The following is a 12,935-nucleotide window of genomic DNA, read 5'->3' as shown; positions in this document are numbered from 1 at the left end:
GGTCTCGCCTCCGCCGCCGGTCTCGCCTCCGCCGCCGGTCTCGCCACCGCCGCCGGTCTCGCCTCCGCCGCCGGTCTCGCCACCGCCGCCGGTCTCGCCACCGCCGCCGGTCTCGCCACCGCCGCCGGTCTCGCCACCGCCGCCGGTCTCGCCGCCACCGCCGGTCCCGGATCCGCTGCCGCCGCTCGATCCGCCGTTCGTGGTCGGGGCCGGCGCCTGCGTGGTCGGCGCGACGGAGCCCGCGTCGTTCACCTCGGGGACCGCCCCGCCGGTGCCGACGATCCCGTCGTCGTTGGTGGCGCCGTCGGGCGAGAACACCAGCACGGCGACGACCACCGCCGCGGCGACCAGTCCGCCTGCTCCGACGAACAGGCCGATCGGGCGCCGCCGGGGCTCCTGTTCCTCGTCGTCGTACTGCCAGTCCTCGTGGCCGTGCCGCTCCTCGTGGGCCGGCTCGGGCCCGCGCCGGATCGACGGCCGGGCGGGCGGCTCGGACACCCCGTTGCCGGCGAGCATCGCGGTGGCCGGCTCGTGCGTGGGGCTCGGTGGGGCGGGCGGCGACGAGTAGGACTGCGCCGCGTCGGGCGCCGGCGTGATCGGCGCGTGGGGTGGGCGGGGCGGTTGTCCCGTCGGGTGGGGGGGCGAGCCCGCGGGGGCCGCCGCCCGGGCGGCCGCCATGCCGACGCCCGCGGCACCGACGCCCGCGGCGGCCGCGGCCGCGCCGACACCGGGAGCGCCACCGCCGACGCCTGCCGGGCCGACACCGGCCGCCGCGACGGGCGGGATCGCGACCCCGGGCCACGACGCCGTGGGTTTCGGCGACACCGACAGCGCGGCGCCCTTGGCGATGGCGTTCTTGGGGTCGGCGTCGACGGCCACGGGACGGCCCAGCTGCTCGGACACCAGCTGCGAGACCAGCGGGATCCGCGACGACCCGCCGACGAGCAGTACCGCGGTGAGCTCGGTCGGGGTGAGCCCTGCTGAGGTGACGGCCGTGCGCAGCGCGTTGACGGTCTCCTCGATGTGCGGCCGGATCAGGGTCTCGAACTCGCTGCGGTGCAGGCGGACCGATCCGCGCGACCCGGGCAGCAGCACCGGGATCGACACCTCCGTGTCCGAGCTCAGCGCCTCCTTGGCCTCCGTGCAGTCCCGGCGCACCCGAGACACCGCGGAGAGCACGTTGGGATCGGTGGGGTCCAGCTCCGCGAACACCTCGGGCAGTCCGTCGCGGACGTGTTCGAACACGGCCTCGTCGAAGTCGATCCCGCCGAGCCGCTCCAGACCCTCGGGCCGGCCGAGCAGCCCGAACCCGGCTGCCTCGGCCGCGGCGCGGCCCGGGTCGGCCTTGCGCACGACGGCGGCGTCGAACGTGCCCCCGCCGAGGTCGTAGACGGCGATCGTCGAGCCGGGCTCGACACGCTCGGCGGCGGCGTAGTGCAGCGCGGCGGCCTGGGGTTCGGCGAGGAAGGTGACGGTGAGGCCCTGCGCGGCCAGTGCGGCCCCGAGCAGGTCCTTCTTGTGCGGGCCCCACGACGCGGGGTGGGTGACGGCGATGCGGGTGGCCGGGCCACCCTCGCGCTCGGCGACCCGGTCGACGACCCAGCGCACCAGCCGCGCGGAGAGCTCCTCGGGCGCCCAGGCCCGGCCGGCGACGACGAGCGGGGTGGAGTCGCCGATGCGGCGCTTGAACTCGCGCACGACACGGTCGGGGTCGGTGAGCGCGCGGCGCTCGGCGGCGTCGCCGACCACGACCGAGCCGTCGGGGGCCAGGAACAGCACCGACGGGATCGTGGCGCCGCGGGTGCCGAGCGTGACGACCTCGGGCTCCACCCAGCGACGGTCGTCGGACCGGCACACGGCAGCCGAGGTGTAGGTCGTTCCCAGGTCGATCCCGAGCTGGTACCCCATCGTCTCGTTCCCCTCTTGCCCCCGACCGGACGCTCTACCCACGCCATCGGTGGGACAGGCCGCGCTGTTAGCGCCCATCCTCGACCACAACCCGATCGGGCTGCGCACCCCCCAACCCCCCAACGATCCCCTAACGCGGTCCCCGGGTCACCAGCATGGGCGAACTGTGGCCGATCCCCGATGGCAAGCACGCCCCCGATCCCTAACGTTCGTCCCAACGCCGGACCAGCCGGCGAGGCGACACCACTCACCCGACCGGCCCAGCAGCCCGACCGGCCCAGCACCCTGGAGACGACATCATGAGCACCAGCCTCAGCGCCACGATCATGGAGTTCCTGAACAACATCTTCGGCGACGCCGACGAGCGCGCCGAGTTCCTCGCCGACCCCGAGGCCTACTTCCAGGCGCACGACCTCGACGACCTGTCCTGCGCCGACTTCGACGACGCGCTCGTCTCGTTCTTCGACAACTCCCGCGGCGACAACAACCTCGGCGGCTCGTTCGAGAACACCGTCCCCGCCCCCGGCGAGAGCGACCACGAGGCCATCGCCAAGCACCTCACCGAGATCGTGCACAACTACGGCGACACCTACGTCACCAACAACGACAACGACGTGGTGAACGACAACTCGATCGGCAGCATCATCGCCGGTGACGACGTCACCATCGACAACGACATCACCAGCGCCTCGGGCGACGGCGCGGTGGCGGCCGGCGACGACATCAACGGCGACGTGGTGACCGGCGACGGCAACGTCATCGGCGAGGACAACCAGGTCGGCGACGACAGCGCGTTCGGCGACGGCGCCAACTCCGGCTCCATCTCCGCCGACGACGGCAGCTCGGTCTCCCTCGCGGGCGACGACGCCACCTCGACGTCCACCACCGACAACCGGTCCGACGACGACGTCACCCTCACCGACGTGGGCAACGACAAGAGCGTGAACACCGAGATCGACACCGACATCGACACCGAGATCGACACGGACATCGACCAGAGCGTCCGCAACGAGGAGTCGTTCAACCCGAGCTCCGACGACGACACCGAGAACACGACCACCAACACCAACACCAACGACGACGGCCTCCAGGTCGTGGTGTGACCTCAGCGGTCAGCTGATCGGCTCCAGGCCGGTTCCGCCCCCGGGGATGACCCGGGAGTGGAACCGGCCTCGTCGTATGGTGGTCCCCGAGGTGAGGGAGGGACGGATCAGTGGCGGTGCCCGCGGCGATGGAGCTGGTCGATCTCGCGACCCGGGCGACGAGCGCGTACGGCCGCCCCGACCTGGGAGCCCGGCTGGCGCAGACCCGCCGCCGGCTCGAGGACCCCAACGTGCAGGTGCTCGTCGTCGGCGAGTTCAAGCAGGGCAAGAGCCAGCTCGTCAACGCCCTGATCAACGCGCCCGTCTGTCCGGTGGACGACGACCTGGCCACCGCGGTCCCCACGGCGGTGAAGTACGCGGAGGCCCCTGCGGTCACGCTGGTGTGGGAGGCCCGGCCGGGCGAGAAGCGGGCACCCCGGCGGACCGAGGTGCCGATCGAGAAGCTCGCGCACTACGTGTCCGAGGCGGGCAACCCCGGCAACCGGCAGGGCCTGTCGCGCGCCGAGGTGGGGCTGCCGCGCAACCTGCTCAAGGGCGGGCTCGTCCTCGTCGACACGCCGGGTGTCGGCGGGCTGGGATCCGCGCACGGCGCCGCCACGATGGCCACATTGCCCACCGCGGACGCCGTGCTGCTCGTGTCCGACGCCTCGCAGGAGTACACGGCGCCCGAGCTGGAGTTCCTCGCCACGGCGATGCGGCTGTGCCCCAACGTCGCGGGCATCGTCACGAAGACCGATCTCTACCCGCACTGGCGGCGCATCGTGGACCTCGACCGCGGCCACCTCGCCGCGGCGGGCATCACGGCCGAGGTGTTCCCGGTGTCGTCGGTGCTGCGGCTGGAGGCGGTGCGCGCCGAGGACGCCGAGCTCAACGTGGAGTCCGGCTTCGCCGCGCTGGTCGCGTTCCTGCGCACCGAGGTGCTCGCCCGCGCCGACGACCTGGACCGCGCCTCCACCAGCCAGGACGTGCTCGCCGTCGCCGACCAGATGGCCTCCGGGATGCGCGCCGAGCTGGCCGCGCAGCGCCGGCCCGACCAGGCCGGGGAGCTCGTCGCCGAGCTGGAACGGGCGCGCAGGCGCGCCGGGGCCCTCAAGGACCGCTCGGCCCGCTGGCAGCACACCCTGGGCGACGGCGTGCAGGACCTCACCGCCGACATCGACCACGACCTGCGTGACCGTCTGCGCGCCATCGGCCGCGAGGCCGACCAGCTGCTCGAGGACTCCGATCCCCGCGACGTGTGGGACCAGTTCAGCGAGTGGCTGGAGGGCCGGATCGCGACCGCGACCTCGGCCAACTTCGTCTGGGCCGGCCAGCGCGCCGAGTGGCTGGCGGGGCTCGTCGCCGAGCACTTCGCCGCCGAGGGCGACGCCGTGCTCCCGGCCCTGCGGACCGGCCGACCCGGTGAGTCCGGCGCGCAGGTCGAGCGGCTGGAGCGCCCGGAGCACGAGCAGATGAGCTTCGGGCAGAAGCTCTACGTCGGCGCCCGCGGCGGGTACGGCGGGCTGCTGATGGTCGGGCTGGCCACCACGCTGGCCGGGATGGCGCTGCTCAACCCGCTCTCGATCGGGGCCGGCCTGCTGTTCGGGGGCAAGACCGTGCGCGAGGAGCAGCAGCGCCAGCTCGCGCGCCGCAAGGCCGACGCGAAGGCGGCGGTGCGCAAGCACCTCGACGAGATCGTGTTCCAGGTCGGCAAGGACTCCCGCGACATGCTGCGGCAGGTGCAGCGCCAGCTCCGCGACCACTTCACCTCCCTGGCCGAGGAGCTGCAGACCTCGGTGGACGCGTCGGTCAAGGCGGCGCAGACCGCGGTCAGCAGTGACGAGAACGTGCGGCGGGCCCGGATCCGGGACCTCGAGGCCGAGCTCGACCGCATCGCGTCGCTGGAGAAGCGCGCCCGCGCACTGGCGCCGGGGAAGGTGCTGCTGTGACGGCCGTCGACGCGGCGGCACCCCTCGGGGTGGCCGTGCGGGGTGTGCTCCGCGACGCCGTCGACGCCTACCGCGACAGCCCGCAGGCGCACCGGTGGCTCAGCCAGCACCTCGCCCGCTTCGAGGAGCCGCTGCGCGTGGCGATCGCGGGCAAGGTCAAGGCGGGCAAGTCGACGCTGCTCAACGCGCTCGTGGGCGAGGAGATCGCGCCCACCGACGCGGGCGAGTGCACGCGCGTCATCACCTGGTACCAGGACGGGCCCAGCCCGAAGGTGCTGATGATCCCCCTGGAGGGAACGCCGCGGCCGTTGACGGTCGCCCGCCGGGACGGGGCGCTCACCATCGATCTCGGCGGCATGCCCGCGGAGCGCGTCGACCGGCTCGTCGTCGACTGGCCGTCGCAGAACCTGCGGGCCACCTCGCTGATCGACACCCCGGGCATCGCGTCGATGTCGGCGGACATCTCGGCTCGCGCCGCCGCGTTCCTGGTCCCCGAGGACGCGCCCGCGCCCGCCGACGCCGTGCTCTACCTGATGCGCCACCTGCACGCGTCGGACGTGCAGTTCCTGGAGTCCTTCCACGACCAGGGCGTGGCCAGGGCCACCCCGGTCAACACCGTCGCGATCCTGTCGCGGGCCGACGAGATCGGCGTGGGCCGGCTCGACGCGATGGCCTCCGCCCGGCAGATCGCGGGCCGCTACCGGCGCGACGACAAGCTGCGTTCGCTGTGCCAGACCGTGGTGGCCGTGGCGGGACTGCTGGCCCAGAGCGGGCGCACGATGCGCCAGGCCGAGTTCGCGGCGCTGCAGGCGCTGGCCACGGCCCCGGCCGCCGAGACCGAGCCGCTGCTGCTGTCGGCCGACCGGTTCGTGCGCGCCACCGTGGAGGCCGCGATCTCCCCCGAGGACCGTGCCATGCTGCTGGACCGGTTCGGCGTGTTCGGGGTCCGGTTGGCGATCACCCTGATCCGCCGGGGCATCGACGACCCGACCGTGCTGTCCACCGAGCTGGTCAAGCGCAGCGGTCTCGACGAGCTGCGGCAGGTGCTCAGCACGCAGTTCACCGAGCGCCGTGACCTCCTCAAGTCCCGGTCCGCGCTGCTGGCGCTGGAGCTGGTGCTGGCGCGCGAGCGGACCGCCGCGTCCCGGCCGATCGCGCGCGAGGTCGAGCGGATCACCGCGGGCGCCCACGAGTTCAACGAGCTGCGGCTGCTCACGGCGTTGCGCACGCGCGTGGTGGCGATGTCGAAGGATCTGCGCGTGCCCGCGGAGCGCCTGCTGGGCAGCGACGGCGGCTCCCCGGCCGCACGCCTGGGCCTGGACCCCGACGCGGACGCCGCGCAGCTGCGCGAGGCCACCCTCGACGCCCTCGCCGGCTGGCAGCGGCGCGCGGAGAGTCCGATGTCGGACCGCACGCAGGTGGGGGTGGCCCGCACCCTGGTGCGCACCTGCGAGGGGTTGCTGGCGAGCCTGCCACGCTGAGCCACGTCCTGGCCGGGGTCACCGGGCCGGAGCTCACCGGCCCGGGTCGGAGACCGCCGCGAGAACCTGCCGACGCGACGGGTTCACCATCGCCCGCCCGCCGACCGTCACCGTCGGCACGGTCTCGTTGCCGTCGGCCACCGAGCGGACAAACGCCGCGGCCTCCGGGTCCTTCCAGATGTCGATCTCCGAGAATGTCAGCCGCGAGAGCCGCAGACCGGCGCGCAGCTTCATGCAGAACGGGCAACCCGGCCGCCAGTAGACGACCACCTCGGCGTTCCCGGCCATCAGCCCCCCTGCCTCCCGACGATCGTGCGCAGGTGCGCGAACAGCTCGCCGCGACTGGCCGAGCCCAGACGCTGCCGCATCCGCGCCACATGATGCTCCACCGTCTTCGACGAGATGAACAGCTGCTCGCCGATCTGCTTGTAGGTCAGGCCCTCCAGCACCAGTGCGGCGACCTCGCGCTCCCGGTCGCTGAGCACGTCCTCGCGCTCGTCCACGGCGGTGGCGGGTGCGTCCTCGTCGGCCGCGGGGGCGACGGGCCCGGTGTTCTGCAGCGCGCGGGCGGTGCCCAGCAGCGTGCCCATCGCCTTCTTGTCCCGGGTACGGATCGCGGCCTGCCCCGCGAGGCGCCCCCCGTCCCAGGACAGCCCGACGGCGTGCAGGCCGCGGGCCGCCGACTCCACCGCGACCGGGTCGACCTCCCCGCGCAGCACCAGCAGCCACTGCCGGGCGCCGGCCGCCATCGCCGCGGCGTAGCGGCTCGTGGACGCCCCGGCCTCCAGCGCCGCGACGTCCGGCTCCGCCGCGTCCGGGGTGTCGGCGAACATCGCCGCGTGCACACCGCCCCAGTGCAGCGGGGCGGCCCACAGCAGCGGGTCGCCCAGACCGCGCAGCAGTACGGCGGCCTCGTCGAGGTGCGGGGCCACCCAGCTCTGTTCCCGCAGTCGCGCCGCGGCGACCCGCAGTTCGGCAAGCGGCTGCAGGACATAGAGGTCCACGGGATGGTGCACGATCGCCTCGCGCGCACGCGCCCAGCCGACCGTCAGCGCGGCCGGGTCGCTCGCGCGGCGGGCCAGTGCCACCTCCAGCGCGGCGGCCAGCAGCTCGTCGCGGGGTTCGAGGCGCACACCGATCGTGGGGGTCAGCGCGGCGCGGGCGGCGGAGTGGGCGCCGCGGTACATCGCGATCCAGCCCAGCAGCAGCCGGTGTCGGACCGCGGCCCCGCACCCGCCGAGCCCGACCCGCACGGCCCGCTCCAGCACCGACTGTGCCACCGCGAGCTCCCCGCACTGCACGGCCACGAGCGCCGCCAGCGCGGCCGGCGTGTCGGAGAGCAGCGCGGCCCGGCTGGGCGGCTCCAGCAGCGCGGCCGCCCGCACCAGCTTCGACATCGCCGAGGTCGGCGACCCCGCCACCGACTCGTGCACGCCCTGCGCGATCAGCTCCTCGGCCCCGGACCGCACTGTCGGTGGGCGGCGACTGCCACCGGCCGGGGCGAGCGCCGCACGTGCCTCGTCGAGGGCGCCCGTGCCGATCAGGGCGGGCACGGCGAGCAGCGAACCGGCCGGGGCCATCCAGCGGTACAGATCGGCGCTGCGGGCGAGGTTGCCGCGGCGGGCGAGCACGGCGGCGGCGACGGTGGCCGCACGGACCCCGTCGGTGTCGCTGCCCCCACCTCCCCGGCCCGCCGTGTCGTCGACGGCGGCGAGCACCTCGTCGGCGTGGGCCAGTGCCTCGTCGAGATCCCCGGTGACGACGGCCGCCTCAGCGCGCCGCGGGGCGAGATCCAGCGGCCGGGCCCCCGCCCGGATCGCGGCCTCGTACAGCTCGTCGGCGGCCCCGGCACCGGCCCGCACCGACTGGTCGCCCGCTGCGGCGAGCACCGCGGCCACCCGTGACCCGGTGGCCCCGGCCCGCAGCAGGCCCCGTGCGGCGGGCAGGACGTCGCCGCCGCGCCGCAGCTCGACCTCGGCGAGCGCGAGGCGCATCTCCAGCACCGAACGCGGCGAGGTCCGCGCGAGCACGGCGGCCGACACCAGCGGCACCGCGTCCCCACCGGCCAGCAGCTTCCCGTCCGCCCAGGCGGCGGTGCCCAGCACGTCGAGCGCCGCCGTGTCCGGCAGGCCGAGCAGCGGAACGAGCACCTCGGCGTCGGCGGGTGCCCCGACGGCGCGCGCCAGCAGGAGATCACGGACCCCCGGGTCGAGCGCCTCGAGCGCGTACCCGAGCTGGGCCAGCAGCTCCGGCGGCGGCTCACCGGACGGGTCGCGTCCGGCCAGCAGCAGATCGACCAGGGCGGGGATCCCCGCCGTGCTCCGGTGCACGGCGGCGACGGCGTCCGCGCCCACCCGCCCGGCGCGGGCCGCGACCCCCGCACGGTCGAGCACACCCAGCAGGACCGGGCGTCCCCGCGCGGCCAGCGCGGCGTCCAGGGCGGCCAACGCGGAGCGCTCCGTGGCGGGGCGGTGGGCCACCACGATCCGGCCCCCGGGGATCCCGGCCCGCTCGGCGAGCGCGGTCAGCGCCGCGTCGGGGAGCAGGTGGGCGTCGTCGACGAGCAGGGCGACGTCCGGGTCCGGCCCGCCGCTCGCGGACGGCACGCCGTGGACCACCGGGACGCCCGCGTCCTCGTACACCCCGGCGAGCACACCCAGCAGGACCGACTTGCCGTGGCCACCGGGACCGATCACGACGGTGCGGCGTTCGGCGGCGGGATCGGCGAGGACGTCCTGGAGCAGTGACCCGGCCTGCGGCGCCCCTGCGAGCACCTCGTCCGGGCTCCACACCTTGGCGGTCACCGGTGCACCCCCACTCCCCTCCGCGGTAGTCGGCCGGGCGCAGCGAGCGTAGCGCCGGTCACCGTCGGTGGTGCCCGGGGTCCACCGGTTCGGGTTCACCGGCCGCGCCGGTCAGGACGCCGCGCTCAGCAGCCGCTTCCAGGCCGGCTCGTCGACCACCGACGGGGCACGCATGGATCCGCTCCGTCCGGCGAGCACCTCCACCGCCTGCGCCACCTCGCCCCGGTCGCCCACCTGCACCGCGGGAGCGAGCAGCGGCCACGACTCACCGCCGATGATGCCGTTGACCTCCTCGGTGGCGTGCTCGGCCTGGAAGCGCCGCACGGCCTCGGCGGTGGCCGGGCCGAAGTCCCCGTCGGCGGTGACCTCGAGGTGACCGGCGCCGCGCAGGAGGTGCTGCGCGACCCGCACGACCGTGCCGCGGTCGGACTCGCGCAGGGCGGGCCACGACGCCGCGCGCACCGCCGCCCCCTCCAGCCGCTGCCCGAGCAGGCCACCGACCTCGCCGCGCAACCGCGGGAGCATCCCGTACAGCACGTCGCCCGGACAGAGCGTGTCCTTGAAGTCGCGGTGCCCGAAGATCTCCGTGGGCACGATGCCGTACCGCCCGCAGACGTAGGCGCACATCTCGCGCAGCCGGTCCCACAGGATCCCGGGCGGGCCGACGCCGGAGTAGGTGCCCTCGTTCTCGATGCCGATCGACACGAGGTTCTGACCGGTGCAGTGCGCCCCCTCCACCTGCTTGCGCCCGCTGCGCAGCGCCTCCAGGCTGCGCCGACGCCCCTCCAGCACGAAGCCGCCGCGGCTGATGGTGAAGTGCTGGCCCGAGTCGAGCCAGCCGCGGCGGTCCATGTGGAAGTTCTGGATGCCGCGGGCGAGGGCGTCGGCGGCGCCGCGCGAGTAGTCCTCGACGTTCGGCGTGGCTGTGTGGTGCACCAGGATCTTGACCGGCCGCCGGAGCACGACGTTGACGATGCGGCTGTTCGGCCGGGCGCCCCAGCCGTCGCAGTCGACGATCGGGGGCCCCTCGACGCTCCAGGCGGTGCTCGTGCCGGCCAACCCGGCGAGGAGCACTCCACCGCCGACCAGAAGACTACGACGAGTGACTGCAATGGCACCCATCGTCACTCCCCTTTCGCACCACCGGAACCAGACGAACCATGCGCCACGCACGGAACGTGCACAAGATCCGGACACCAAGGTGTGATCGCCCGTCCGGGCGCGCGTCACGGAGTCCACGACGGATCGGGTCCGAAGTCCGCGGCTGTCGGCCCTTGTCGTGGTTACTCACGAGTAATACGCTGGGGTTACCGACGGGTACGACCGTTCACCGCGATGGAGGAGTGACGGGGCCATGGGCCACTTCAGGAGCAACCTGCGCGACCTCGAGTTCAACCTGTTCGAGGTCTTCGGAGTACAGGACCGCCTCGGCGTCGGGCCCTTCGACGGCGTCGACACCGCGACCGCGCGCGACACGCTCCGGGAGCTCAACGTCGTGGCCACCGGGCCGCTGGCCGAGCCCTTCGCCGACGCCGACCGCAACCCCCCGGTCTTCGACCCCGCCACGCACTCGGTGACGATGCCGCAGGCGTTCAAGGACGCCTACAAGGTGCTGTGGGACGGCGAGTGGTGGCGCCTGGGCCTGCCCGTCGAGCTGGGCGGCTACGGCATCCCGCCGACCGTGCAGTGGGCCGCCGCCGAGCTGATCCTGGGCTCCAACCCGGCCGCGTTCATGTACATGGCCGGGCCCAGCTTCGCGTCGATCATCCACCGCAACGGCACCGCCGAGCAGCAGCACTGGGCCCAGCTCATGATCGAGCGGGCCTGGGGCGCCACGATGGTGCTCACCGAGCCCGACGCGGGCTCCGACGTCGGCGCCGGCCGGGCCAAGGCCGTGCGGCAGGACGACGGCACCTGGCACGTCGAGGGCGTCAAGCGCTTCATCACCTCGGCCGAGCACGACATGACCGAGAACATCATGCACATGGTGCTGGCCCGCCCCGAGGGCCCGGGCCTGTCGCCGAAGCCGGGCACGAAGGGCCTGTCGCTGTTCCTGGTGCCGAAGTTCCACTTCGACCCGCGGACCGGCGAGCCCGGCGAGCGCAACGGCGCGTTCGTCACCGGTGTCGAGCACAAGATGGGCCTCAAGGCCTCCACCACCTGCGAGCTCACCTTCGGGGCGCACGGCACCCCGGCCGTCGGCTGGCTGCTCGGCGAGGTGCACGACGGCATCGCGCAGATGTTCGAGGTGATCGAGCACGCGCGGATGATGGTCGGCACCAAGGCCATCGGCACGCTCTCGGCGGGCTACCTCGCCGCGCTGGACTACGCGAAGGACCGCGTCCAGGGCGCGGACCTGCCCAGGATGCTCGACAAGACGGCGCCGCGCGTCACCATCACCCACCACCCCGACGTCCGCCGCCTGCTGATGACCAATAAGGCCTACGCCGAGGGCCTGCGCGCCGTGTACCTCTACACGGCCACGTTCCAGGACGCGATCCGGATCGGGAAGGCGGCGGGCGAGGACGTCTCGCTCGCCGAACGCGTCAACGACCTGCTGCTGCCGATCGTCAAGGGGGTGGGCTCGGAGCGGGCCACCGAACAGCTGCCGCAGGCGCTGCAGGTGCTCGGTGGATCGGGCTACCTGCAGGACTACCCCGTCGAGCAGTACATTCGTGACGCCAAGATCGACTCCCTGTACGAGGGCACCACGGCGATCCAGTCGCTGGACTTCCTGTTCCGCAAGATCGTCCGCGACAACGGCCAGGCCCTCGCCCACGTCGCCGGGGAGATCCAGGCGTTCCTCGACGCGGAGTCCGGCAACGGGCGGCTCAAGGAGGAGCGTGCCCTGCTCGCCACGGCGCTGGCCGACGTGCAGGGCATGCTCGGGGCCCTCACCGGCTACCTCATGGCGAGCGCCGAGGACCCGTCGAGCATCTACAAGGTGGGCCAGCACAGCGTCCGCCTGCTGATGGCCGTGGGCGATCTGCTGATCGGCTGGCTGCTGCTGCGCCAGGCCGACGTCGCGCTCACCGCGCTCGGTGGGGAGGTCAGCGCCCGGGACGAGTCCTTCTACGAGGGCAAGGTCGGTGTGGCCCGCTTCTTCGCGAAGACCGCGCTGCCCCTGCTCACCGCGCAGCGCGTGATCGTGGAGTCGGCCGACAACGCGCTGATGGACCTCCCCGAGGCCGCGTTCTGACCCGTGGGTTCGTGGCGGTGCTCCGGCACCGCGACGCTCCCACGGGCGCTAGCCCGCGATGTAGCTCTGCAGCTGCTCGCGCTCGCTCTCCAGCATGTCGATGCGGGCCTTCACCAGGTCTCCGATGCTGACGATCCCGGCGAGGGTGCCGTCGACCACCACCGGCAGGTGGCGGAACCGGCGTTGGGTCATGACTCCGGCGAGATCGGCCGCGTCGTCGGTGGGCCGGCAGGTGACCACGTCGGTGGTCATGATGTCGGCGACGGTCGCGGTGAGCACCGCCGCGCCGCCGGCGTGCAGGCGGCGTACCACGTCGCGCTCGGACACGATCCCGACCAGCTGCCCACCCCCGTCGACGACGGGCAGCGCACCCACGTTCCGCTCGGCGAGCGCGCCGATCAGGTCCGTCACGGAGGCGGTCGGGCCCATGGTCACCACGTCCGAGCCCTTGTTCCGCAGTACGTCCGAGATACGCATGGCCGTCCCCCGATCCGTCGACGACAGTGGCCTCC

General features: G+C 73.9%; 9 protein-coding genes. 4 read left to right on the top strand and 5 right to left on the bottom strand.

Annotated elements, in window-relative coordinates:
- A partial coding sequence (locus Q1K26_RS25840) for an Hsp70 family protein (protein ID WP_300018424.1) occupies positions 1 to 1,908 on the bottom strand: 1,908 nt, incomplete at its 3' end.
- A gap of 299 nt (positions 1,909 to 2,207) precedes the next feature.
- On the opposite strand from Q1K26_RS25840, the gene Q1K26_RS25835 reads away from it, so the two are divergent.
- The 3 genes from Q1K26_RS25835 (at position 2,208) to Q1K26_RS25825 (ending at position 6,420) form a co-directional block, all read left to right on the top strand.
- Positions 2,208 to 3,011 (top strand): hypothetical protein, encoded by an 804-nt coding sequence (locus tag Q1K26_RS25835; RefSeq protein ID WP_300018422.1) that lies wholly within the window; start codon positions 2,208 to 2,210, stop codon positions 3,009 to 3,011.
- Between the two features lie 110 nt (positions 3,012 to 3,121).
- Entirely contained in the window at positions 3,122 to 4,939 is a 1,818-nt protein-coding gene (locus Q1K26_RS25830) for a dynamin family protein (RefSeq protein ID WP_300018419.1), read from the top strand.
- Positions 4,936 to 6,420 carry a dynamin family protein gene (locus tag Q1K26_RS25825; RefSeq protein ID WP_300018416.1) on the top strand — a complete coding sequence of 495 codons (1,485 nt, stop codon included), beginning with the start codon at positions 4,936 to 4,938 and terminating at the stop codon, positions 6,418 to 6,420. The genes Q1K26_RS25830 and Q1K26_RS25825 overlap by 4 nt, the downstream gene beginning before the upstream one ends.
- A gap of 33 nt (positions 6,421 to 6,453) precedes the next feature.
- Here Q1K26_RS25825 and Q1K26_RS25820 read toward each other — a convergent pair whose 3' ends face one another.
- The 3 genes from Q1K26_RS25820 to Q1K26_RS25810 all read right to left on the bottom strand — a co-directional run bounded on the left by Q1K26_RS25820 (position 6,454) and on the right by Q1K26_RS25810 (position 10,346).
- Positions 6,454 to 6,708 (bottom strand): glutaredoxin domain-containing protein, encoded by a 255-nt coding sequence (locus Q1K26_RS25820; RefSeq protein ID WP_300018413.1) that lies wholly within the window; start codon positions 6,706 to 6,708, stop codon positions 6,454 to 6,456.
- Positions 6,708 to 9,224 (bottom strand): helix-turn-helix transcriptional regulator, encoded by a 2,517-nt coding sequence (locus tag Q1K26_RS25815; RefSeq protein WP_300018411.1) that lies wholly within the window; start codon positions 9,222 to 9,224, stop codon positions 6,708 to 6,710. Before Q1K26_RS25815 ends, Q1K26_RS25820 begins: the two co-directional genes overlap by 1 nt.
- 111 nt (positions 9,225 to 9,335) lie before the next feature.
- Positions 9,336 to 10,346, bottom strand: a complete 1,011-nt coding sequence (locus tag Q1K26_RS25810) for an N-acetylmuramoyl-L-alanine amidase (protein WP_300018408.1) — start codon at positions 10,344 to 10,346, stop codon at positions 9,336 to 9,338.
- Between the two features lie 232 nt (positions 10,347 to 10,578).
- Here Q1K26_RS25810 and Q1K26_RS25805 point away from each other — a divergent pair, with 232 nt between their 5' ends.
- Complete coding sequence (locus Q1K26_RS25805; protein WP_300018405.1) at positions 10,579 to 12,423, top strand: acyl-CoA dehydrogenase; 1,845 nt, start codon at positions 10,579 to 10,581, stop codon at positions 12,421 to 12,423.
- Between the two features lie 48 nt (positions 12,424 to 12,471).
- Here the strand turns inward: Q1K26_RS25805 and Q1K26_RS25800 are convergent, their stop codons facing one another.
- Positions 12,472 to 12,900, bottom strand: coding sequence for a CBS domain-containing protein (locus Q1K26_RS25800; RefSeq protein WP_300018402.1), 429 nt, complete (start codon positions 12,898 to 12,900; stop codon positions 12,472 to 12,474).
- Between the last annotated feature and the right edge of the window lie 35 nt (positions 12,901 to 12,935).

Origin of the sequence: Pseudonocardia sp. (assembly GCF_029263155.1) — a bacterium.
Taxonomy (GTDB): Bacteria; Actinomycetota; Actinomycetes; order Mycobacteriales; family Pseudonocardiaceae; genus Pseudonocardia.
Note: the sequence above shows the minus strand (reverse complement) of the source record. Positions and strands in the feature narration are given on the sequence as shown.

Bases quoted from the DNA above. Each gene is read 5' to 3' on its own strand.
- Q1K26_RS25800 (WP_300018402.1), bottom strand. From the start codon at position 12,900: ATGCGTATCTCGGACGTACTGCGGAACAAGGGCTCGGACGTGGTGACC.
- Q1K26_RS25810 (WP_300018408.1), bottom strand. From the start codon at position 10,346: ATGGGTGCCATTGCAGTCACTCGTCGTAGTCTTCTGGTCGGCGGTGGA.
- Q1K26_RS25820 (WP_300018413.1), bottom strand. From the start codon at position 6,708: ATGGCCGGGAACGCCGAGGTGGTCGTCTACTGGCGGCCGGGTTGCCCG.
- Q1K26_RS25805 (WP_300018405.1), top strand. From the start codon at position 10,579: ATGGGCCACTTCAGGAGCAACCTGCGCGACCTCGAGTTCAACCTGTTC.
- Q1K26_RS25835 (WP_300018422.1), top strand. From the start codon at position 2,208: ATGAGCACCAGCCTCAGCGCCACGATCATGGAGTTCCTGAACAACATC.